The organism is Scytonema sp. UIC 10036 (genome assembly GCF_009725235.1).
Window position 1 is genome coordinate 1 of sequence record NZ_WJFC01000174.1, and the last position, 22,747, is coordinate 22,747.

Genomic DNA, 22,747 nt, shown 5'->3' on the forward strand with positions numbered 1-22,747 from the left:
CCATAACCCTCCCCTTGGAAAGGTCCGGGAATCGGAAATTCAATTTCCCCCCTTGTTAAGGGGGGATTAAGGGGGGTAATAATGCCGCTAACCACTTTTCAAACAACCTCTTACAGCAAATCTTTTCCAAATAGAACTAGGAGAATCTAATGCAGCCATTAGCAAATAGCGAGCAACAGACGAGCGCTGAATTATTTACCACTTTTTTATCACTGATGGGCAAAAACATTCAAGCCCTGATGGACTTGTATGCAGAAGATGCAGTTGTTGAATTTCCATACGCTTCTGGTACACCAAGACGATTAGAAGGCAAAAAAGTCATTTCCAACTACCTCAAAGACGCGCTAGGGCAAATGCAGGGCTTGACTTTTACAAACATTCGTGTATATGAAACAACAAACCTTAATGTTCTGTGGGCTGAGTTTCATGGGGAAGCCGTCATTATTTCCACAGGTCGCCAATATCAACAAGATTATGTGACGCGGTTGGAAACTAAAGGAGGCAAGATCGCTTACTACTGCGAATATTGGAACCTTATGTCCGCTATTGAAGCGTGGGGTGGCACACAAAATTTGCACCAATCTTTTAATGCAGAAGATACAGAGTAAGGAGAGGAAAAGCATGAAAATTGCGATCGCCGCCGCCTCTGGCAATATTGGACGACGCACCGCACAGAACGTGATTCAGGCTGGAGCCGAAACCATTCTTCTGACACGACAGCCAGAGAAGCTCGCCGATTTAGCGGCTCAAGGTGCTACGGTAAAGCCAATCGGCAGTGATGATACTCAAGGGTTAATCGAAGCAACGCAAGATGTAGATGCTTTGTTTTGGCTGACTCCACCAAAACTAGATACACCCAGCTTACGCGACTGGTACATCCAGACAGCAACTACTGGAGCTAAAGCAGTGCGTGAAAACAGCATTAAACGAGTGGTCAACATTTCTAGTCTGGGTGCAGGTGCAAAGGCAGATCTCGGTACAGTTACATTTGTTGGAACTGTTGAATCTATTTTTAACCAATCTCTCTCGAATGTAGTGCATTTGCGTCCTGGCTATTTCATGGAGAATTTTCTAGGGCAAGTTAAGTTTATTCAGCAAGACAACGCCGTATATTTTCCCTATGCCAATGACCACGATATTCCCTGGATTAGTACAGATGACATTGGTGATGAAGCGGCAAAATATTTACTAGACGACTGTTGGGCAGGGCAATGGACTCGTAATCTGATGGGACTAGAAAATCTAACGCTTCCTGAAACCACTGCTATTCTTTCACGAGTGTTGAACCGTCCGGTTGAATATGTTCGAGTAACGATCGCATCAATTCAGCAGCAACTTGCAGTGACTGGAGCAACACCGGATGTACAACAAGAGTTAGGGCATCTGTTTCGTGCTCTTGGCGATCGCGACGGCATTTATGCAACGGCGCGAACACCTGAAGCAGTTACGCCAACTACATTTGAGCAGTTTGTAACACATAAACTACTCTCAAAAATCAAATGATGAAATTACCAGATGGACTAAAGACTCCACAGTTTATACAGTTACTACAGTCTATTGCTCGTCTACCTTTTGAGTCGCTACCTAGAGCGTTAAATACTGAACGTTTGGCGATCGCAGTTCTGAATAAGTGGTTTCTCAGCGATTTACTGGAATGACATCGAAACAGGTTCACTATCGCTGAAAGAAGCACCATAAGAATCTGATAAAGCGTTGTAAGAATTTGAAAGAAGTTAGGTAATGAAACTCATTACAATTCAGATAGAAAAAACCAAGAGAATTCTACTCAAACAGCATCGCATATAGAGCAGTATACAACTGCGAAAGACTTGTACCACAAAGATTAGAGTTGCTACAAAACCAATTGCGATCGCGTCTGGTGTGCAGGATGCGATCGGTAAAAGATCGCGCAGTTTTGAGGACTGTTCACGCGATTATGCAACGATGTTTCTATAACGAGTGTTGTCGATCGTCTGTTCAAGCACTTCATCGGAATGACACCAAAACAGGTTCACTAACGCCCTAAGAATCTGACAAATCATTGTAAGAATCTGAAAGAAGTTGAGCATTGGAACCTATTACACTTTAGAACATAGTTGTTACTCTTTTCTACAAGGACTTAGACACAATGCGAAAGCAACTTATTAATCCGCCACAACGCTATGATGGAAAACCGCACGGACTGTCTCACGCTGTTGTCGATACCGCATCGGGTATTGTTTACATTTCTGGTCAAGTTGACTGGGACGCAAACCATCAAGTCTCATCCCATACCGTCGAGGGGCAACTCAAGAATGTGCTGACTAACCTGACCATCGTCCTGGATGCAGCAGGAAGTTCCGTAGAGAATTTGCTCCACCTTCGCATCTATGTTCGGGGTGAACTTGGAGAATTTATGGGGACTATCGCACCAATTCTTGGGCAATTTCTGGCAGAATCGCGCCCCGCTGTTACTGGCATCGGTGTTTCCTCACTTGCCTCCCCAGAAACATTGGTTGAGATTGAGGCAACAGCAGCACTTAAGTGACTTACCGATCGCACCCCTGCGAACCTTGCCTTAAGCGATGAACGGCAAAAGCACAACCGCACGAATCTCCATTCGTGACAGGTTAAAACAATTGCACTTTTGTCAATTCATCTAAAGAAAGATATAAATATTTTTTAGAATGATAATCTTGTAAAAAGGAGGAGGGAGTTGTAAGCTAAGCTTGCAACTCCCTCCTCTAAGACTTGAAAATAGGTCATTTAGCTGGGAAAATATTTACGGAACTGGTCGATGAGGCGCACCAATTCTTACTCTACGTTTAATAGAAATCCAAGTTGGTAAAACTAGTTATTCTTATATCACTTCGGTTCTCGACCCAATTTTATTACCCCCTTATGTAGTTGCAGATTTATATAGGCGACGTTATCTATGCATGCGTGACCGTATTTCTTTGGAGATGACTTATCGCGGTTTATACCATTTTAGTGTTGCTTATGATAAAGGTCAGGCAGATGACCCAGTTAAGTACTTTACTGCTCAAGAAAACCAGGACTTAGGTGTGGTTAAAAGTGTCCGAAAGCCAGTCTCTCAAATGGATTTGTCTCCTTTTCCTGCACCCTCTTGACAAGTGTGCCATTTTCTTAACCTGTCACGAATGCTCTGGAGGTAGCAGGAACAAATTCAACGGGTTTGAGGGCTTCACGCAATTGAGTCAAAGCTTGACGAATGGGAGCAGCTAGCTCCAGAGCACGAGAAGTTGGACGCATTCCATCAGTCCCACGAATGAACAACTCATCTTTTAAAGCGAAACGAAGTCGTTTGAGCGTACTGCTCACCGCAGGTTGTGACATTGTTAACCGATAGCCTGCTTTGGTCGTACTGCGTTCAGCCATGACAGCATCGAAGACTAAGAGCGCCTTAAGGTCAAATTCCGTTAAATTCATTTATCAAATTTTGCTTATTTGATATTCAGTTTATCGAATAGTGCTACCAATGATACAGTAATGATATGCCGATATACTTCCCCAACCATTAGATACACCACGCAGATGCAAAATGCAAATTCTGAGTTTGTTCTTCTCAGACCGCTCGAACTCAGCCAACGGTTGAATAGAACTCCGGTGTTATCCAGTCGTCAGATGGGCTGGAATGGTATCCTGGTCGAGCAGCATCAATATTTTTCAACTCCAGGTAAAGAAGAAAAAGAACTTCCCGCTCTGTCAGATCATTGGCTTATCTTACCTCTGGGTCACCCCAGTTATCTGAGCCAGAAGTCAGACGATCGCTTGCATGAATCAATGTTTCAGAAGGGCGACAGCCTCTTGGTTCCTGCTGGACGACCGAGCTACTGGTGTTGTCCGGGAAGTGAGTCATTCCAGACAGAACTATCTATTCACTTACAGCCGGAGTTGGTCGAACAAGTTGCCCAAGCGTCTGAAATGGATACAGAGCGGCTCAATCTCATAAATCATTTCTGCAAACAGGACTTGAATCTTCAGCATATCGCAATGCTGCTTTTAGCTGAGTTGCGCTCGGATGGAATGATGGGACGATTGTATGTCGAATCATTAACTCAAGCGTTAGTCATTCATCTGCTACGACATTATTCTGAGGTTGCACAAACCAAGACATCTGAGAACAGAAATTTAACTCGTACCCAGTTGCAGCAAGCGATCGATTATATTCACGCTCACCTTGACCGAGATTTATCACTGGTGCAAATTGCACAAGTCATTAATATTAGCCCCACTTATTTTGCCAGTTTATTCAAACGTGCTACAGGTATTTCTCCGCACCAGTACGTGATTCAACAGCGAGTGGAACGGGCAAAAATGATGCTGTTGAAAACGGATTTGTCAATTTCGGACATTGCATTACAAGTAGGTTTTTCTAGCCAAAGTCATTTGACGCAACAGTTTAAGCGATTCACCGGAATGACCCCAAAGCAGGTTCGCTAACACCATTAAGAATTAGTGGTTTATTTGACCAACAAATCAGTTACTACTGTCAATCAGACCGCGAAACAGATGAACAATCGTATATTTTGGAGTTGACTCCGATTAGTTAGCTGTAGTTATGGTGAGAATATAGGTGGTGCTAAATAGCAGTATGAATTGGAACGAAATTTTAATTCATACAACTCCTAATTTATAACCAGAATCAGCAATGCCAGTATGCACGCTCATTGGTTACTGGATGAGGAAGAGCTTGCAGCGGAGGCAACGATCGCAGCATTCACAGCAGCCATCATCGCCATCTGAGCACTAGCGATCGTCTCTGACACCGCCTTCCCCACCAATTCTCCATTGGCGATCGCTTGAATGCGCGATCGGGCTTCTCGGCGTTCTTCGGGCAGAAATACGGCATTGGTGAGCCGACAGGCTTTCATCAAGCTAATTAACGCAGTTATACGGGAATCAAGACCGATGTGCTAGCGTTGACTACAACCAGATGATTGTTGTCGATCGCAAGAGCCCTAACAGCAATCCAAAAAGTATACTAGCGATCGGTCCTGCTGCTGTAGCACTTGACCACAAACGGTTGCGAATCTCATCAAATTCAATATGGACTGCTGCACCAGGTAAAGCTATTCCACCTGTTACTAAGAAGAAAGCAGGCAGGATAATACTATGTAGGGGATTAATATACTGACGCGGATTGAAACTTAAATAGCCTTTATCTTTAACCGAGCGATTGCCACCCCAATACGCTACGATTGCATGTCCATACTATTTTTCTCCAGTGGTACAGCCATATTAATGGTCATAGCGAAGATTCTGTGTATAATTTCATTCAATTAGACTAATAGTATTGACACAAATAATTTTGTCTTTACCTACCACGAATTCTAGTCTTTACTGTCACAGAGTATGAATACTTAGAATCATTTTGTTTTGGGGCAATATCGACCTATGAGTACGAAGATTATGCGTAGAGGTCAAATTTGGCTTTATAACTCCGATCCAACCATTGGAGATGAAATTGGGAAAACTCGTCCAGCAATCATTGTAAATAATGATGAAATTGGTACTCTACGACTCAAGATTGTTGTGCCAATTACTAGTTGGAATGATGCTTTTTCAGGAGTTGTGTGGATGGTAAAAATAGAACATAGTGCTGAGAATAGTCTAAGTAAGCGCTCGGCAGCAGATACTTTTCAGGTGCGTTCAGTCTTTAGTATCTTTAATTCATATGAAAATTCCTTAACAATTTCTACTCCCACAAGCGCCGACTAGAAGCTCCGTTTAATTTATTGTGAGTATCTTTTAACAAAGCAGGAATATCTAAGTTTTCCGGACACTTGGGTAAACACTCACCACATTCCGTACAGCGATTAGCTTTCATTCCAGGAAACCAGTGACCGGCATTTTCAAACATTCGATAGCGGTATTGTCCGAAATCCGTCATATCATATGCTGTAGCAAGATTGCGTAACCGAAGTACTTCTGGTATATTGATTTCTTCAGGGCAAGGCAGGCATTCATAGCACTGGCTGCATCTATCGGTTGTTAAAACAGATTTTTGGTACTGTTCTAAGCGTTGAAAAGTATCTATCTCTTCTTGTGTTAGCGGTCGATCGCGATCGCTAAATAACAACGGTTCCTCTAGCTCTTTGGAGTTTGCAGGTCCGACGCTGAGGGTGGTAATTCGGGTGTCGCTTAGCAAAAATCTGTAGTTCAACTCCAACGGAGAAAAGGGATGACACAAATCTTTTAAGGTTTGGGGAGGCGTATACAAGCGCCCTCCTTTATCAGCAGGGGAAATAATAAATATTCCCATGTCCTTTTCATATGCTTTCTCAATGGCTAGAGCATTGCGTTGGAAAAAATAGTAATAATGCAGATTGACAAAATCAAAGAAATCTGTATCTATTGCGTCTAAAATAATTTCCAGGGGTGCATGAGTGGAAAAACCAACATATCGTACTCTACCGTCTTCTCTGGCTTCCTCCACTGCCTTCATACAGCCGCCCTTGGTTTTTACCCAGTCGAGATGTTCCCACGTATTCAAACCATGAATTCCCAGGCAATCAAGATAGTCAAGGTTTAATTTTTCAAGGGATGCGTCAATACACTCACGCATCGTATTGGCATCTGCCGTAGGGGGTATTTTTGTCGTAACGTACACCTGAGAACGAGGAACTGGCAAACCAAGAGCGATGGCACTCCCAAGAAAGTCTTCACTCTTACCGTAACCTCTAGCAGTCTCTAAATGATTTATTCCCAAGGCTATAGCTTTTTGGATAGTTTGCCATGCGTTTTCAGGCGTGGATAAGTAGCGCATTGTCCCCAGAGAAAAGACAGACAAGCACAGATTAGTTTTTCCAAAGCGTCGGTATTTCATCAGAATAGCTGGATTTTAGATTTTTCGACAGGATATTAAGAACGAGTAGTACCAATTTGAAAAAAGAATGTGACAGATACTTGGGTGAGATTCCATCCAATTGAGGCTATCTCAATCCAAAATCTAAAATCTAAAATCCAAAATGGTATAAGTAATTGTGCTCAATAGGCTACCACCTAATCCAAAATCCACGCCTCAAAAACCGCTAGCTGTCGCTACTACCAAAACGTTTAATCAGATCCTCCGGTCGAAGATTGGAGACGAATTCTCGAAACGCTTGTTGTTCGGCTTCATCAGCATCTCTATCTACAGGGATGGAAGCATCAGCTATGACTTCTTCCATCACCCAAATCGGAGTATTTGTACGTAAAGCGATCGCGATCGCATCACTTGGACGTGCGTCAATTTCCTTTTTCACTTCACCTTGTTTGAGGATCAGTGCTGCATAAAACGTGTCTTTTTGCAACGAATGGATAATAACGCGATCTAAAGTCATATTCCATGCCTCTAAAACGTTCACAACTAGGTCATGGGTTAAGGGTCTTGGAGGCTTTTGATTCTCCAGTGCGCCCATAATTGCTCTTGCTTGCTCCTGACCAATATAAATTGGTAGGGCGCGGCGATCTGAAGAATCCTTCAGAAGTACAATTGGGCTGCGGGTTATGGCATCTAATGCTATGCCAGCGACTTTCATCTCAATCATTGGCTAAGCCTCTAAAATCCTTTGTGTGTGAGAGAGCTATGTAACAAATCGTACTTTTGTTTGGTCAATAATGGGACAAATTTAAACATAACAGTTTATTTTCTATAATTGCTTCTATTAAACTCCTAAATGAGCGTAAATGACAGACCAAGACGATTCAGTCTAGATCGACTATAATCTACTTTCCCAAGTATGCCTCGTGATGAATATCAATGTATTGATAACCTGACACAAATTTTTGTTTGAAATTATACATATTAGTTCTCAATTTGTGTGAGAATTACCAAATGATTTCAGGCAAAAACTTACCTTAAATAGAGTTAATTTAGCAAAACAGCCGTGTTTACAGGATTAATCCAGTCGTTAGGAACCATAAAACCCTTAGGGGAGCATTATTGGCAGATTACTTGTGTCACACACTTATCTAATGCCATTATGCAAGATTTAGAGCTTGGTGACAGTATTGCAGTAGACGGCATCTGTCTAACGGTAGAAAAAATTCTGAAAGAAGGATTTATTGCTACTGCTTCACCAGAAACCCTACGCCGCACCACCTTAGGACAAGAGCAAACACAACAGAGGTACGTCAACTTAGAAGCCTCATTACGAGTAGGAAGCAAAGTAGGCGGTCATTTTGTGATGGGACACGTAGACGGAATGGGTCAACTGTTATCCACCGAACAAACAGCAACCTCTTGGGAAATGACGTTAACAGCACCAAAAGAGATCGCCCGCTATATCGTTCCTAAAGGCAGCATAGCAGTAAATGGAATTAGCCTCACCGTTGCCGATTATCAGCCAGAAACAATGCGGTTCACAGTCGCCGTCATTCCCGTAACTTATGCCGAAACCAATCTCCGATACTTAAACCCAGGCAGTTGGGTAAATTTAGAAGGGGATATTTTAGGCAAATACGTCGAGAAATTTCTTTCCTTTGACAATCAAGGCTCTAAACCGACCACAGACAATGAATTTGATGGTATTACACCCTCTTTCCTAGCAGAACATGGGTATATGTAATTATGAATTATGAATTATGAATTATGAATGGAAAATTTAACATTCATAATTCATAATTCATAATTCCTAACTCCTAACTCCCAGGTTGCCTCGTAACCTGAGCCGTCTGTAACGATTGAACTAATAGACCCAAGGCATACTCTAATTGAGCACCTGGATCGGTGGCAACCCATCCTTGAGGTGTCAGTTGGCGCACCTCAAAATGTAAGTGAGGACCTGTGGAGTTACCAGTACTGCCAACTCGTCCAATCACAGTTCCCTGTTCCACACGTTGACCTGGTTGAACCAAAATCTGTGACATATGACCGTACAACGTTTGTTGGGCATTATTATGGTTGAGTACAACTGTTAAACCATAACCACCCATGTAGTCAGCAATCTCCACCAAACCAGATTGTGCTGCCACAACAGGTGTTCCCATAGCTGCACCTAGATCTGTACCGGCATGAAAACGACGATCTCCCGTAATGGGGTGAGTTCGCCAACCAAACAGAGAAGTAATTGGGGCGGGAATGGAAAGGGGAAACATCAATCCCGAACCGTTGTAGGGAACCCGACCTGCATACACACCACTGTAAGCAATTTGCGGCAATGTTGTTGCCAGTGGAATGTCATAAACCACCGTGCTTTCGCGAGGAGCAACATTTTCTGCAGTTACGGGTGGAAGCAAGGTACCACCATTTGGGGCAATAGGGTTAGAACTGACGGTTGTGCTGGGAGTGAAATCGTTAGGGATAAAACGATTGCGTCGAATGGGGCTTGGTGGCACACTAGCCGAAACCATTCTAGAAGAATTACGTAAAAAGTTGTTGGTCACTATACCAGAGGTCACTCTGGGAGTGTTGCGTATAAACGAGCGGTTTGCCCTAGTTGTACTGCGCTGAAGGGGGGGTACGGTTGCCAAAGTTGCTCTTTGACTTCTTCTGAGCCAACTTGGTGTCGAAGTGCGCTCTCGTGAAGCATTAGCAACAGAGGCTTTATCAGCAGAACGTTCCGTTATCACCACGGAATTTGGTGCTTCATATCTTTCTGTAGCACCAGCGCTGTAATCAGTGGGGTCAATATAAGTATTGTTGTAATCCTTATCAGTAGATTGAACTCTAGGTGCAGAAGAATAACTTTGCCGGGAAACCTCTTGTTGGGGTTTTTCGTCTCTTGCAACAGATACCCTTGACTGGGAAATTTCTACTTGAGGCTTTTCTTCTCTGGTAATAGCAGGAGCAATCCTTGGAGTTTTTAACCTTGTCCTGAGTTTTCTAGCAGTTTCTGTAGGTACAGAAATCTCTACCTCAGGTCTTGGTCTTGACCTTCTCACGGAGACTACAGGTTCGGAAACTTTTTGAGGTCTGGATTGTCTGATAACAACTGCGGGGTTAGAAGATTTTGACCGAGATAATCTTTGTCTCAGTCTGGCTCTACGCTGAGAAAATTCCGGTTGCTCTCGAGATGTTTCTGGTGCAGGCGCACTTGAATTTTGTCCGGATGTACTTCTTCGGACTGGATTTGGTGCTGCTTGCGGTGTTTCAATAGTGGGAACAAGATTATCCACTGTGGATTCAGTTTGGGCAAAAACCAAACCGCCACTGCTGAGCAAACCAAGACTACCCAGCAAACTAAGGCTTTGTGCGGGGAGCCTGGACGCAAAACGTTTTTTTAACAAGGGTGTTGTTCCGGTTATCCAACGGTCAAGGGCAGATTTATTGGCTGCGTCATGTGTTTTTGGAATTATGTGGTTGTAGCTTAGGGGTAGGGGGTAGGGGGTAGGGGGTGGGAGTAGAGGGTAGGGGTAGGGGCGAGAACAACAATCCACATACCATTACCACTAACATAACATTAACATGAGCCGTCATAACCAAATATGATTGTACGGCTGGAGTAATTTCTCGTGATTGTACTGTTACAATTCAATGTTTCATGCATACCGAGAGACACCTTCTGTGTCACGCTATAAGTGCTGCAATATTATTTATGGTGTATGCGATCGCCAAATGGTCAGTAATCTAGATAGCGCGTTATATATATTTGCTCCTTCTAAGCAAACACTGTATCAGATTCTATTTCAATGGAAACAGTCGCAGCGAGATATTAGAGTTTGGAATTGATTGAGAATCATTAACGTCTGCCAAGTTTTTAAATTGATGCCGTTTTCCGGACTGGGTTTGCCAATTTATGACCAAATCCATGATAGCTTGTTGATTCTTCCTTGTGTACTTGGTTTCCGTTAGAATACACCTTAGTTGGCCGATTTAAACATAAATGCTTGGGCATTTGATTTGAGTGGAATACGCTTTCTTTCTTTTTTAGCAATTCCCCAAGCCGTTCCAAAGTCTTGGTAACATTTGTTATTCAACTTGGGTGAAGCGCATGAAAGATACAATATCCTCATCATCAGATATCCTGGGACCTGACCTATGCTGTTGCGGGTAGCAATGACGTGCATCCGGTTTGCCCTTGATTAGCAAATTCAACAGATTTGATTGGTTGAAGATACTGTATAAATGGTGTAATGGAAACGTTAGGTTTGGTCTTTGCCCTGCTTGAAGAGCAGTTTCTAGCTTTTGTTTTTAATGTTCTAGGTCATGGTCAAGTGTCATTGGTAGTGTCATTAGCCATCTGATTAGCATTAGCATTAGCATTAGCATTAGCCATTAGCATTAGTCTACCTTGTCTTGTCTCCAGCCACCAGTCCCGTTTGCGTTAGTATGTTGAGGATTTCTATTTGTTTCTAGGTATAGTTAACAATGCACGTTGGACTGGACACATGGGAGTACCATACTAACTGTAGTTTATTGGAACCTTGGTATCACGGCTTTTTTACCAAGCAGTTTTCACCTAGTTCCCCTTTTGAAATCACAAAAGCATTGCATCCAGAAGCATCGGTTTACCGCTTAAAACAGGTACACGGTAACACTGTTTTCTCGCCGCAAGAAATCGAAGATTGGTTAACAAAATCCATAATCAATGAAGGTGAAGATGATTCTACTTTTGCATCAGGAGACGGTTTAATCAGTACCGAGCCTTCACAAGCTGTATGGGTAGCTACGGCTGATTGTACACCTGTACTGATTGCTGATGAGAAGACAGGACAAGTTGCTGCGGTTCATGCTGGTTGGCGTGGAACTGCGCTCAAAATAGTACCTCAAGCCATTAGTCGATTGCAAGCACAAGGTAGCAAATTAGAAAATTTACGTATTGCCATGGGACCTGCAATATCAGGAGAAGTTTATCAAGTCTCGGAACAAGTGGCAGCAGAGGTAGGGGCTAGCATTACACCATATAATAATGAAAAAACAATTCTAGACGCACTGCAAGATATACCGCTATCTCCCCTACTTCCAGATCCAGAACCGGGGCGAGTGCGATTGGATGTAAGGCGAGTTAATACTTTACAAATGGAAACGTTAGGCATTAGTTTGGAACAAATTGCGATCGCACCCTATTGTACTTACCAAACTCCAGAGTATTTCTTTTCTTACCGTCGTGAACACCAGAAAAAAGTTCAGTGGTCGGGAATCGTTAGTAAAAATCCCACTAACCACTAACCACCAACCACTAACTACTAACCACCAACCACTAACCACTAACCACCAACTACTATTGTTTCTGATAATCTCTAGGCGTCATACCTGTGAGTTTGCGAAAGTGTTTGGTTAGGTGACTTTGATTGGCGAAACCGCACATCAGAGCAATATCACAGATTGCTATCGTCCCACTTCGTAACAACTGCTTTGCTTGCTCAACTCTCTGCTGAATTACATACTGGTAAGGACTTATTCCCAAAGAATTTTTGAACAGTTGACAAAAGTAGTACTGGCTGATACCTGCTAATCTTGCTAATTCAGCTAATTTGATATCTGAATTCAGATGGCTGTGAATGTGCTCAATAACTTGACGCAACTTATACTTTGGCAAACCATCAGAATATTTAACTATTTGAGTTTTTTTGACACAATATTTTTTGAGAAGATGAATAACCAGTGTTGTTCTTAGTTGCTCGACATACAAATTATCTCCACTCCTAATTGACTCTAGCTCGTCTTTAAGAGCTAAAAGTATACCGAGAATCAGTGGATCTTGCTGTGTGGCAAAGTGAGGAATCAATTCAATATCTTCTGATGCAGAGACTTCCACACCCAATCTTTTTAAAAGAAGGGGGTCAACTGACACAAACATAAATTGAATTTTTTCTTCCCACAAACAACGGTGGAGTATATCAACTGGAATAATGGCAATGGTTCCCGCCGTTTGTTTTTCACTTTCTCCCTTTCCATCAAACCATCTCTCTGTCGATATGTTACCTAAGGCAACACTGATAGTGTGCATTGTCAGACAATGCTCGCAAGTATCGTTATCCGGTTGATGATGGTGCTCAAAATATATCCCATCCCACCCTGAATGATAACTCGTTATCAGAGGTGGGTTAGAAAAGATTTGCTCGGTAGCGCTTTCCTGTTTCAAATCAACAAGCAAAGGCTTTTCCTGTTTTAATTGCTGGCTGTTGCTCATGGTTAAGCTTGTCACAACGATCGTTTGAGATGGGAGAGGTAGAGGATAGCTATGTGACAATACGGTTCAGTTAGAGCTAGAAACCTGATTTTGCGTAGGTTGGGTTGAGGAACGAAACCCAACATTTTGCAGACGTTGTTGGGTAACGCTGTGGCTCTACCCAACCTACAATTATCCTTAACTGAACCGTATTGAGCTATGTGATAGAAGAAGCCAACTAAAGTATAAAGTATGAAGTATGAAGCATATAGTCAGATCCATAAGTAAATTTAAAGCTGGAAATTTAGGATACTTCCGGTTAATTTATTCGCATAAATAAATCTTGTTACAAATTTTTGATTGGAAGCGATAAGTGCTTATCTTTGATTTTTTTGCACAAAGAAATCTTGTTGAATGTATCCAGTTATTTTTTGTTTTGAAGAGAAAAAACGATTTCTTCATCCTTTATCCTTCATATTTCATCCTTTTTTCCACACCATTGGGCATATTAAAGGGTTTGGTATCACAATTGCAATGATTTAAATCAAGCCGCCGACGATTTCTGAAGTGTAATTTGCAAACGAGTACGTGCGATTTTACCTTCTCGTTCCAACCGAGCCAATGCTCGTGATAGGGTTTCTGGTGTTAAACCCAAATCTGTAGCAATTTCTTTAAGTGGGCGGTCAAAGCTGATGATGTTTTGCGCGTTGGACTGTGCTAGATAATCCAAATAACGCAGCAATCTCTCGTGGGCAGCGCGAATGTCTCGCAATTCTATGCGTAATTTCAAATCTTGGATTTTCTGTACTAGCATTGCTATGAAATCTTCAGCGAAATCAGGATTTGCACGAATTGCTGATAACAAAGGCTCTTTGGGATATGCGATCGCCTGAGAAGCCACTTCTGCCACTGCACTACAGGGGTAGGTGTGAGAAAACAAAGCTATTTCACCCAAGCTATTACCAGGTTCCACAGCTTGAAAAGTCACCACTTTATCGTCCCCTATATAGCGAACAAGTTTGATACGTCCTGTTTCTACAACAAAAAAAGACGATGCTGGATCTCCTTGTCGGAATAGAGTTTCTCCTTTTGATAAGTCATGACGCACGATAGTATTGTGTAATTCTTCTGGCAAACTATTCAATGTCAACAGATCCATACCAGCTCCTTGATAAGAAAGCAATTCGTTATTTAAGGACTAAAATGATTGGCAACCAAATATTTAGCCAGCTAAATAAAATTTCAAAAAAAGGAACTTCTAGCTGAGGTTGTTGTAAACCTGCAAAAGCAACCGTCGCAATAGTAGTTGCTCCTCGAGTGTTAAATTCGCCAAGATGCGCTTTTCCAGAAGATTCCAAGCAGTTTGGACTGGTTTTTGGAGCGATCGCCCCGCATCTGTTAAGTAAATCCGGCAAATTCGTGCATCTTCTTCATCCTTACGTCGTTGCAATAAACCAACTTTTTCCATACGATTGAGCATTTTTGTAAGCGTTGGGGCTTCCACTTGCATCTTAAAAGCCAAGTCAGATTGAATTAACCCATCGTTTTCCCATAAATGCATCAGTAAAATTTCTTGTCCGGCATGCAGCCCCATTTTACCCAAAACTTTACAAGCTTCGTTGCGGTGAACCTTAGAAACTTGTAGCATTAGGCAGCCAATGGTTTCTTGCATTGGTTTTTCAGTCATAGGAAAAGAGAGATTTAGCCAGCTAAATAAAATTTAAAATTTTTGGCGTCAATATTGCAAGTTATGGTTGGTGTTGAAAACCGGACAAAAGTTGGCAAGATATGAAGATTTTCAGCAATAACAGACAAGACTCACAAATTAAGGCGGTGTAATATCTCTTGCCAGTGTGTCAGAAAGCATATTTTTATCGTATATTTGCTTATTTATTACCCCACCCTAACCCAGACCGATGGATTGGTCCGGGAACTGAATTTTTCTTGTTTCTCCCCAATCCATCAAGGGGATTAAGGGGGGTAATAATGTGATAAAAATCACATCCAACCACTTTTCAAACATCCTCTAATGGTATTTTTCTTTGAAGATAAAATAAGAAAAAGACTGAAAAAGTCTTAAAAAATATGCTTGTTCGAGAATTTGTTGAAAAAAAGCTTTACATTCACAACCATTAGCGGTAGTTTTTCTTGTAATTAGTTTTCTTCGATAAGTTTTCAGATCCCCCACTTCTTAAAGAAGTGGGGGATCTAGCAGCTCCTCACATTTAATGAAACAGACTGCTAGCTACTATGAAAGCGTTCAGAATATGAGAAAAATTGTCATAAATGTTACTGGTGCGATCGCTTGCTCTTACCTAATACTTGGACATAATGCCGGACTGGCTGAGACAACTCAAAGCCAAAACACTGTTGAATCCGAACCAGTTGGCAACACGACTGAACCAATAGCAAAACCGAGCGCTCAAATACAGCCAGTTCTAAGCCAATCACCTCAACAGGGAGAACCCCCAAGTTCTGGCGCTCCTAATTTAGGCGATCGCGTGAATTCAGTGAGCCAACTCAGAGACGTACAACCCACTGATTGGGCTTTTCAAGCACTCCAATCTTTAGTTGAGCGTTATGGAGTCATTGCAGGCTACCCTGATGGTACATTCCGGGGAAACCGTGCCATGACACGTTATGAATTTGCGGCAGGTTTAAATGCTGCCTTGGCAAGAATTGACGAGTTGATTGCAGCAAGTACAGCAGATTTAGTTTCTCGTGAAGACTTGGCAACTTTGCAAAGATTGCAACAAGAGTTTTCCTCAGAATTAGCAACATTGCGGGGACGAGTCGATGCTTTGGAAGCAAAGACTGCGGAACTAGAGGCAAATCAATTCTCCACTACCACAAAATTGACCGGTCAAGTCATCATAGGAGTGAACGCAGGTGGATTTGATGGGGAACGAATTATCGATCCCACAGGTCAAGTCCGTGCTACTGAAAATCCAAACCCCACAATATTATACCGAGCCGGTCTGGATTTCAACACCAGTTTCTTTGGCAATGACTCTTTACTCATTCGTATTGACGCAGGTAGTGGTACAACTATCAACACAGGTAGCGGTCAATTTCCAGGCATTGACGATGCTGCAGGATTTTTAGAACCAACCTTTGGTAGCGTTCTAGACTATTCTGTTAAACCACCCACCAACGCTGACATTGCTATTTCACGGATATCTTACACTTTTCAACCATTCAAAGACTTGAGAGTTTCTATCGGACCTGATATTCGCACAACTGACTATGTGGATCGCAACAGCTATGCTTACCTGAGTTTCCGCGACTTTAGCACTTTAGCCTTCGTAAACAACTATATTCTCTTCCCTGTTAGCGGTCCGTCATCCGGTGCAGCAATTGATTGGAAACCTGGTGGAGGAGCATTCTCAGTCAGAGCTTTGTATGCAGCAGCTGGAGCATCCCAACCAGGGAATTTGAACATACAAAATGCGGGTGATGTTCTCAGAGGGACAGCATCGTTTATTCCCTTACTATACCCCGTTAGTCCCAATCGAAACTTTGGCGAAGCAGGCATATTTGGTGACACATATCAAGGTACAGTTGAACTAGAATATTCTCCTTCAAGAAAATTTGCTTTACGCCTTCAGTACAGTGGTGGTGAAGTTTTGGATAACCGCTACGACGTGTTTGGAGCGAATTTTGAGCTAGCACTTTCATCAAAATTCGCCCTATTTGGTCGTTATGGCTATGGGAACTACGACAATACCTCCGTTGGCGACATCAAACCCAACTACTGGATGGCAGGAGTTGCTTTTCCAGACTTGTTTACTAGGGGTGCCTTAGCTGGTGTTGCTGCGGGGCAACCCTTTATTGCTAATGAAATTGGTGATTCCACTCAAACCAACTTTGAAGCTTTTTATAATTTTCCCATCAGTTACAACATCCAAGTTACACCTTTGATTCAAGTGATTACCAATCCCGCTAACCAAGAGTCAAACGGTACGATCGTCACAGGGACATTGCGAACAGTTCTTTCTTTTTAGAGATGCGTTTTTTTCTTGAAAGTGCATAAGCAGAGCCAACTTGTTCCTATATATAAGTAAGCCCTCGGGCCACAACCATAATACGGTAACCCCCCCTTGCAAAATAAGGGGGTTTTTATTTCTCTGTATAAATGCTTATAAACAGTCAATACAAATGTATTTTTTTTTACTTTAACTGGCAATTGAATCCCAAAGCATAAAAACATCGGAAAAAACTTGCTTATTCATACTCGTAATGAGTACAATTTAAGTAAACGTATTCGTTATGAGTACGATTTATCAAGAATGCCTGATTGCGGCAATCTGTAAATTAATAATAAGAAGAGAAGCTATGGACTTATCCAACTCTAACACCGCAAAGAATTTAGCCGAAGCCTTTGCTGGAGAATCAATGGCGAATCGCAAGTATCTGTTCTTTGCAGAAGTCACCCGTCAGTTAGGAATGACGGAATTGTCAAAACTGTTTCGAGAAACAGCAAATCAAGAGACAGAACACGCTTTTGCTCACTTTAGGTTAATGCACCCAGAACTGGTTGTGAAAGATACAGCTTCCTTAACCGAAGCGGAGAAGAAAGCTATTGCTGCCCGTTGTTTGGAACTAGCCATCGAAGGTGAAACCTACGAATATACGATTATGTATCCAGGGTTTACAGAAGCAGCACGTGCAGATCGGGATACTCAAGCTGCAGTAGAATTTGAAGCGCAACAGGTAGAATCTCGCGAACACGCTCAAATATTCCGTAAAGCAGCACACAACTTTGGATTGCTGACACCCATCGAACACCATCATGCCCGTCAGTATACAGAAGCATTACAATCTTTAGACGGAGTTGCACCCGCACACAAAGCAACAAGTAGCGAGCCAGCTACCCAGAAATGGATTTGCCGTCAGTGTTCAATGATTTACGATCCTGTAGTCGGCGATCCTGATTCAGGAATTGCACCAGGGACACCCTTTGAGGCAATTGCTGAAGATTGGTACTGTCCAATTTGTGGTGCTACAAAGAAAACCTTCGTTCCCTATGAAGAAGCCGTTGCAGCTTAATTGACTGCAATGCATTCTCTCGTTGCACTGGTTCCGGTGTCTCCGGCTGGGAATGACTGCGCGGAGGCTCCGCCTCCAGTTGAAATGTACTCCTTTTCCACTCTAAAATTACCGATCTTTGTCAGTAGGGCTATGCCTCACCTTCGGCTATTGTGCGGCATAGCCCACCCTACGTGTTTAGAGAGTAAACTTCCTTATTCCACAAGCAGAGGAAACAAGCTATACCATGAAGAAGTATTAACTTCTCAACTTCTACTGCTGACATAGCCGTACATGGACTGGAAAGAAATATCTGGTAACTGGGTTCTCATTCCGCGAAATCCCATTGGCATCGTTCACTTTCTCGGAGGTGCATTTGTCGCGACAGCACCTCATATTACCTATCGCTGGTTACTAGAACAACTGGCAACTAAAGGCTATGCTGTTATTGCTACGCCGTTCGTTAACACTTTGGATCATTATGCGATCGCAAAGTCTGTACTGCTAAATTTTGAACGCGCCTTAGAACGCTTACAAGATTCGTCAGCGATTCGCAAGCGCTACCTTCCCATTTATGGGATAGGGCATAGCATGGGGTGTAAACTCCACTTGCTAATTGGCAGTCTCTTTCCCGTAGAACGTGCTGGTAATATCCTGATATCCTATAACAACTATGCCGCCAGAGATGCCATTCCCCTAGTTGAACAATTCAATCTAGCTGCTGCTGTCGAATTTACTCCTTCGCCTCTAGAAACGAACCTACTCGTACAAGAGCGATATGCAGTCCGTCGAAACCTGCTAGTAAAGTTTAGCAACGACACCCTTGACCAATCAGCTGCTTTAACCGAACTCCTAAAACAGCGATTTTCAGAAATGGTAACAGTACAAACACTTACAGGCACTCACACAACCCCTCTAGGACAAGATATTAAATGGCAAACAGGTGAATCGTTTTCGCCCTTTGATGCCTTGGGGCAGTGGTTCAGGCAAGAAATATACCGTGACCTTCAGGAGTTACAACGTACTGTTCTGTTGTGGCTAAATCCCCTATCACCTCCAGAATAATTCGTAATTCGTAATTCGTAATTAAAGGTACAACTACGAATTGGAGCGAAGCAACTTGACCAGTAACTAATGACTAATGACTAATGACTAATGACTAATGACTAATCTGTTTCAAATCTTAGTAGTTGATGATGACCCTGCTGTACAAATACTTCTGAAAAGAATGCTAGAAAGACAGGGTTACAGGGTGATGGTAGCTAATGATGGAGAGGAAGGAATTGCCAAGGCAGTTTCTTGCTGTCCTGCACTTATTATTTGTGATTGGATAATGCCCGGTTTAAACGGAATCGAGGTTTGTAAACAAGTTAAGGCAAATCCCAATTTATCCACCACCTTTTTTATCCTACTAACATCTTTAGATTCAGTGGCTGACCGCGTTAAGGGGTTAGATGCTGGCGCTGATGACTTTATCACAAAACCTATTGAACAAAATGAATTACAAGCGCGAGTTAGAGCAGGACTGCGCTTGCATCAAGTAAGCCGGGATTTACAACTTCAAAAGCAAATTCTGGAGTCAGAATTGTCAGAAGCGGCAGAATACGTAAAGTCTCTTCTGCCACCCCCAATGATGCAACCCTTAAAAATTAATTTCCGGTTCATTCCCTCACGACAACTTGGAGGTGATTGCCTGGATTATTATTGGTTAGACCCTGATTATCTGGCGATTTATCTATTAGATACTGCCGGTCACGGATTGAGAGCAGCCCTTCCCTCAATTTCTGTACTCAATTTACTGCGATCGCACGCTCTCAAAGGACTGAATTATTACCAGCCAAGCGATGTATTAAGGGCATTGAATGACACCTTTCAAATGAATTATCAAAATGACAAGTACTTTACCATTTGGTATGGAGTTTACAACCGAGTTAAGCGACAGTTAACCTACGCTAGTGCCGGTCATCCACCTGCTATTTTGATATCCAAACAATCTTCAAAAACCAATGCAGTTAAAAGATTGAGAACACCCGGCATGCCAGTCGGTATGTTTCCTCATGTAAAGTATGTTGATGGTATTTGTCATATAGAAGAATCCAGTTGCCTTTACATCTTTAGTGATGGGGCTTATGAAATCACTCAATCTGATGGCACTGTTTGGACTTTAGATGCTTTTATTCAAGTTCTTATTGACCTAGAGCACCGCTTTGACAATAACCTTGATTCTATACTCAATTACATAAATAGTTTAAACTCCAAAGATGCTATTGATGACGATTTATCTATCATCCAAATTCAGTTTGATTAATGCATTGACATAACAGTTTTATTAAATTCCTCTTCATTGGGGAATATTTCAAACACCTTATCCATACCAGTCAATTCAAACAAGATTCTGACTTGTTCGTTTATGGCACAGATAATCAATTTTTTATCTGCTGCACGCAGCGCTTTAAAGGCTAAAACCAAAGCGCCCAAACCAGAGCTATCCATAAAACTCACATTTTGGAAATCTATTAAGACAATTCTTGTGCTGTCTTGTTCCAAAACTTCGTTAACTGTTTGTCTAAACTCCTGCCCCTGAGTAGAGTCTAAAATTCCATTGGGTTTAATAACTTTCACAACTGGATTTGCCATAATGTCTTGGATTTTGTGGTTGTACTAATGATGTTTTGCGTTGGTCAATACATTTCAATAGTAATTCATTTGAAAAATGACTGCCATAGAAAAAATGTAAGATATAAGTTATAAATGTAAATTAATCATGAAATGTACGTTTTAATTTCTTATTCACATCCGGGTAAACTCTTGTTCCACTATCCTAATAACTCTACTATTGACAAACAGAACTACGAGGGCATATGGGAGTAGCAGCCGTTAGCATGGAAAAACACGCCAACGAACCACCAAATTTTTGGATAACAATCTGGTAGTTGATAGAAAGCTCCATAGCAGTATCTTGACCAATTAACTTAGTTGTGAATTAACCACACTGACTCGGAGTACCGATTTTAGCTAAAAAAAAAGAAGATATAAGTGGCTGTGTTATGTCTTTTGATATTCCCGGTCGATTATCAACAATATAAATTTTTACATAAATTTCTTAAAAAAGTTCAGTATAAATACGTATTTTGGATGTTGGGCAGGGAATAATTTTCCCATGCCTCATTGTCACTGGTCACTGGTCACTGGTCACTAGTTACCAGGCTAACCTTTGCTCTGTACAACAACTTGTCACCTTGACGGTAACCTGTGTATCGTACTTTGACTATTTCACCTGGTTGTGCATTGCCTTCCATTAACTGATGCATTTGCGGATCGTAAGGTAATTCTACTCCCACAGGAGCGATCGCCTCCACACCCCATTCCTGTAGAAGTTTGTCCAAAGGCTTTTGTATCAGTGGCAAAATATTAACCGCAGGTAATTGAGTATTTTCTCTAGCTTTGTACGCCGCTGTCGGAAACTGCAATAACAAAGATTCCAGCAGTTGCAAACTCGACTGCTGGAACTCTTGTATCAAAACTTGCCGTTGCTGTTGAAGTTGGTCTTGTAAGCGATCGTACTCTTTTCTGATATCCGTGATTTGTTTTAATAATTCTTGACTTGATGGCTCTGCTTCTTTCACCAACTCCAATTGAGAAAAAATTGCAATAAATTCATTTAAAGAAACTTTTAGCGCTTGCGATAACTTGAGCAACACATCCACTCGCATCTGCTCAACTCCCAGCTGTCGCAAGCGAAAAATTTGACGCTCTGAGACACCAGCAGAGCGACTCAGAGCTTTAAAGCTAGAAATTTCCACTCGTTGCATTAAGTTTTGCAACTTTTGAGTAAAATTACCAGGATTTGGGATTTGGGATTTTGGATTCTGGATTGAACTCACCCTTTAGTCTTGATACTTTTACTCAGATTTTAAACAAAAAAGGTCATATGCTTTTCAGCCCTTTTTACATTTTTTTACATCTTTGTTAGTAGTTGATGGTTAGTTGTTAGTTGCTATTAACCAAACCACTAACTACTAACCACCAACTACTAACTACTAACCATTAGCTTCTTAAGCCAAATGCATCTTAAGAACGCTTTTTGGGGCTTTGCGGACTCTGGCTAGGATGGTTTCTTTACCCAAACGCTGGCATGCCTCGTATCGATGGCATCCTGAAAATCCGTAATATTTTCCCTCTACTTCTAAAACGTCTATCGGTTCTTGTTGTCCAATCTCTGCGATCGATTCCATTAAAGCTAGGACTTTTTCTGGATCGTTCTTTCTGGGTAAAGGTCGCTGTATTTGGTTTAAAGGAATTTCTTGAACTCTGACCATAGTAAGTTTTGCTAGTAAATTTAATTCTCTTTTAGTAAATCATAGTCGTTATGACTTTGAATTGCAACAAGTTGTGTAAGTGAGCTCGGTAGTAGTATCATCAAAAAATTTATGGTACAAACACGACATGGTTAAAGAAATTTTATGATATGGCAGAAGTGACATGAGGAACACTGGTGGTGAAATAGCAGTCTTCATGTAGAAAATGCTGAGTTTTCATCTTTCTCTACGGATTTTGTTGGGGGTAAAATTAAGTATTTATTCTTATAGAGATTGCAGTAAATAAGGCAATCGTTTGAGTAACAAAAACAATGGTATCGTCACGGCTTGGTATCAATGAAGTGTATTCTTTGTTTATCCGGA

General features: G+C 41.8%; 25 protein-coding genes and 1 pseudogene. 15 read left to right on the plus strand and 11 right to left on the minus strand.

The features are described 5' to 3' along the window. Positions 1-149: 149 nt before the first annotated feature. From F7734_RS46690 to F7734_RS64505, 5 genes and pseudogenes are all read left to right on the plus strand, one after another. Positions 150-608 carry a nuclear transport factor 2 family protein gene (locus tag F7734_RS46690; protein ID WP_155751147.1) on the plus strand — a complete coding sequence of 153 codons (459 nt, stop codon included), beginning with the start codon at positions 150-152 and terminating at the stop codon, positions 606-608. A gap of 13 nt (positions 609-621) precedes the next feature. Next, on the plus strand, positions 622-1,503 hold the full coding sequence (locus tag F7734_RS46695) for an NAD(P)H-binding protein (protein ID WP_155751148.1): 882 nt from the start codon (positions 622-624) through the stop codon (positions 1,501-1,503). Next, positions 1,500-1,658 (plus strand): hypothetical protein, encoded by a 159-nt coding sequence (locus F7734_RS46700; protein ID WP_155751149.1) that lies wholly within the window; start codon positions 1,500-1,502, stop codon positions 1,656-1,658. The genes F7734_RS46695 and F7734_RS46700 overlap by 4 nt, the downstream gene beginning before the upstream one ends. Positions 1,659-2,128: 470 nt before the next feature. Next, positions 2,129-2,527: a RidA family protein gene (locus F7734_RS46705; protein WP_155751150.1), complete on the plus strand. Its 399-nt coding sequence runs from the start codon at positions 2,129-2,131 to the stop codon at positions 2,525-2,527. Positions 2,528-2,792: 265 nt separating this feature from the next. Continuing rightward, positions 2,793-3,098: pseudogene (locus F7734_RS64505) on the plus strand (IS4 family transposase); the annotation flags it as partial. Between the two features lie 28 nt (positions 3,099-3,126). Here F7734_RS64505 and F7734_RS46715 read toward each other — a convergent pair. Further along, positions 3,127-3,429, minus strand: a complete 303-nt coding sequence (locus F7734_RS46715) for a LysR family transcriptional regulator (RefSeq protein WP_155751152.1) — start codon at positions 3,427-3,429, stop codon at positions 3,127-3,129. Between the two features lie 105 nt (positions 3,430-3,534). On the opposite strand from F7734_RS46715, the gene F7734_RS46720 reads away from it, so the two are divergent. Then, positions 3,535-4,443: an AraC family transcriptional regulator gene (locus F7734_RS46720; protein WP_155751153.1), complete on the plus strand. Its 909-nt coding sequence runs from the start codon at positions 3,535-3,537 to the stop codon at positions 4,441-4,443. Positions 4,444-4,667: 224 nt separating this feature from the next. On the opposite strand, the gene F7734_RS46725 is transcribed toward F7734_RS46720, so the two are convergent. After that, a complete protein-coding gene (locus tag F7734_RS46725; RefSeq protein WP_347566401.1) occupies positions 4,668-4,913 on the minus strand; it encodes a GPP34 family phosphoprotein in 246 nt (81 codons plus the stop codon). A 23-nt stretch (positions 4,914-4,936) separates the two neighbouring features. Between F7734_RS46725 and F7734_RS46730 the strand changes: the two genes are divergently transcribed. Continuing rightward, the gene (locus tag F7734_RS46730; RefSeq protein ID WP_155751155.1) at positions 4,937-5,137 is read left to right on the plus strand and encodes a hypothetical protein; all 201 of its coding nucleotides are present in this window, start codon (positions 4,937-4,939) and stop codon (positions 5,135-5,137) included. A gap of 260 nt (positions 5,138-5,397) precedes the next feature. Continuing rightward, positions 5,398-5,721, plus strand: coding sequence for a type II toxin-antitoxin system PemK/MazF family toxin (locus F7734_RS46735; RefSeq protein WP_243147447.1), 324 nt, complete (start codon positions 5,398-5,400; stop codon positions 5,719-5,721). On the opposite strand, the gene F7734_RS46740 is transcribed toward F7734_RS46735, so the two are convergent. Together F7734_RS46740 and F7734_RS46745 are read right to left on the minus strand one after the other, a co-directional pair. Continuing rightward, the gene (locus F7734_RS46740) at positions 5,699-6,829 is read right to left on the minus strand and encodes an aldo/keto reductase (RefSeq protein ID WP_155751156.1); all 1,131 of its coding nucleotides are present in this window, start codon (positions 6,827-6,829) and stop codon (positions 5,699-5,701) included. The two genes, F7734_RS46735 and F7734_RS46740, sit on opposite strands and share 23 nt — an antisense overlap. A 205-nt stretch (positions 6,830-7,034) precedes the next feature. Next, positions 7,035-7,532, minus strand: a complete 498-nt coding sequence (locus F7734_RS46745; RefSeq protein ID WP_155751157.1) for a bifunctional nuclease family protein — start codon at positions 7,530-7,532, stop codon at positions 7,035-7,037. Positions 7,533-7,871: 339 nt separating this feature from the next. Here F7734_RS46745 and F7734_RS46750 point away from each other — a divergent pair, with 339 nt between their 5' ends. Further along, on the plus strand, positions 7,872-8,552 hold the full coding sequence (locus F7734_RS46750) for a riboflavin synthase (protein ID WP_166482584.1): 681 nt from the start codon (positions 7,872-7,874) through the stop codon (positions 8,550-8,552). Positions 8,553-8,625: 73 nt separating this feature from the next. Here F7734_RS46750 and F7734_RS46755 read toward each other — a convergent pair whose 3' ends face one another. After that, positions 8,626-10,212 (minus strand): M23 family metallopeptidase, encoded by a 1,587-nt coding sequence (locus F7734_RS46755; RefSeq protein ID WP_155751158.1) that lies wholly within the window; start codon positions 10,210-10,212, stop codon positions 8,626-8,628. Positions 10,213-10,459: 247 nt separating this feature from the next. Between F7734_RS46755 and F7734_RS46760 the strand changes: the two genes are divergently transcribed. Next, the gene (locus F7734_RS46760) at positions 10,460-10,654 is read left to right on the plus strand and encodes a hypothetical protein (RefSeq protein ID WP_155751159.1); all 195 of its coding nucleotides are present in this window, start codon (positions 10,460-10,462) and stop codon (positions 10,652-10,654) included. Positions 10,655-11,293: 639 nt separating this feature from the next. After that, positions 11,294-12,094, plus strand: a complete 801-nt coding sequence (pgeF, locus tag F7734_RS46765) for a peptidoglycan editing factor PgeF (RefSeq protein ID WP_155751160.1) — start codon at positions 11,294-11,296, stop codon at positions 12,092-12,094. 52 nt (positions 12,095-12,146) lie between these two features. Here pgeF and F7734_RS46770 read toward each other — a convergent pair whose 3' ends face one another. The 3 genes from F7734_RS46770 to F7734_RS46780 form a co-directional block, all read right to left on the minus strand. Beyond that, on the minus strand, positions 12,147-13,118 hold the full coding sequence (locus tag F7734_RS46770) for an AraC family transcriptional regulator (RefSeq protein ID WP_243147448.1): 972 nt from the start codon (positions 13,116-13,118) through the stop codon (positions 12,147-12,149). A gap of 463 nt (positions 13,119-13,581) precedes the next feature. Next, positions 13,582-14,196, minus strand: a complete 615-nt coding sequence (locus F7734_RS46775; RefSeq protein WP_155751161.1) for a Crp/Fnr family transcriptional regulator — start codon at positions 14,194-14,196, stop codon at positions 13,582-13,584. 99 nt (positions 14,197-14,295) lie between these two features. Beyond that, a complete protein-coding gene (locus tag F7734_RS46780; RefSeq protein ID WP_155751162.1) occupies positions 14,296-14,724 on the minus strand; it encodes a MarR family transcriptional regulator in 429 nt (142 codons plus the stop codon). A 541-nt stretch (positions 14,725-15,265) separates the two neighbouring features. Here F7734_RS46780 and F7734_RS46785 point away from each other — a divergent pair. The 4 genes from F7734_RS46785 (at position 15,266) to F7734_RS46800 (ending at position 20,373) form a co-directional block, all read left to right on the plus strand. Continuing rightward, entirely contained in the window at positions 15,266-17,041 is a 1,776-nt protein-coding gene (locus tag F7734_RS46785) for an iron uptake porin (protein WP_243147449.1), read from the plus strand. 331 nt (positions 17,042-17,372) lie between these two features. Beyond that, positions 17,373-18,086, plus strand: a complete 714-nt coding sequence (locus F7734_RS46790; RefSeq protein WP_155751163.1) for a rubrerythrin family protein — start codon at positions 17,373-17,375, stop codon at positions 18,084-18,086. A gap of 273 nt (positions 18,087-18,359) precedes the next feature. Beyond that, positions 18,360-19,130, plus strand: coding sequence for a DUF1350 family protein (locus F7734_RS46795; RefSeq protein WP_155751164.1), 771 nt, complete (start codon positions 18,360-18,362; stop codon positions 19,128-19,130). A gap of 106 nt (positions 19,131-19,236) precedes the next feature. Continuing rightward, positions 19,237-20,373: a SpoIIE family protein phosphatase gene (locus F7734_RS46800; protein WP_155751173.1), complete on the plus strand. Its 1,137-nt coding sequence runs from the start codon at positions 19,237-19,239 to the stop codon at positions 20,371-20,373. Here F7734_RS46800 and F7734_RS46805 read toward each other — a convergent pair. The 3 genes from F7734_RS46805 to F7734_RS46815 all read right to left on the minus strand — a co-directional run bounded on the left by F7734_RS46805 (position 20,370) and on the right by F7734_RS46815 (position 22,384). Continuing rightward, on the minus strand, positions 20,370-20,702 hold the full coding sequence (locus tag F7734_RS46805) for an STAS domain-containing protein (protein ID WP_155751165.1): 333 nt from the start codon (positions 20,700-20,702) through the stop codon (positions 20,370-20,372). The two genes, F7734_RS46800 and F7734_RS46805, sit on opposite strands and share 4 nt — an antisense overlap. 548 nt (positions 20,703-21,250) lie before the next feature. After that, positions 21,251-21,949 carry a nucleotide exchange factor GrpE gene (grpE, locus tag F7734_RS46810; protein WP_347566400.1) on the minus strand — a complete coding sequence of 233 codons (699 nt, stop codon included), beginning with the start codon at positions 21,947-21,949 and terminating at the stop codon, positions 21,251-21,253. A gap of 171 nt (positions 21,950-22,120) precedes the next feature. Continuing rightward, positions 22,121-22,384, minus strand: a complete 264-nt coding sequence (locus F7734_RS46815) for a sulfiredoxin (protein ID WP_155751166.1) — start codon at positions 22,382-22,384, stop codon at positions 22,121-22,123. Positions 22,385-22,747: the final 363 nt, after the last annotated feature.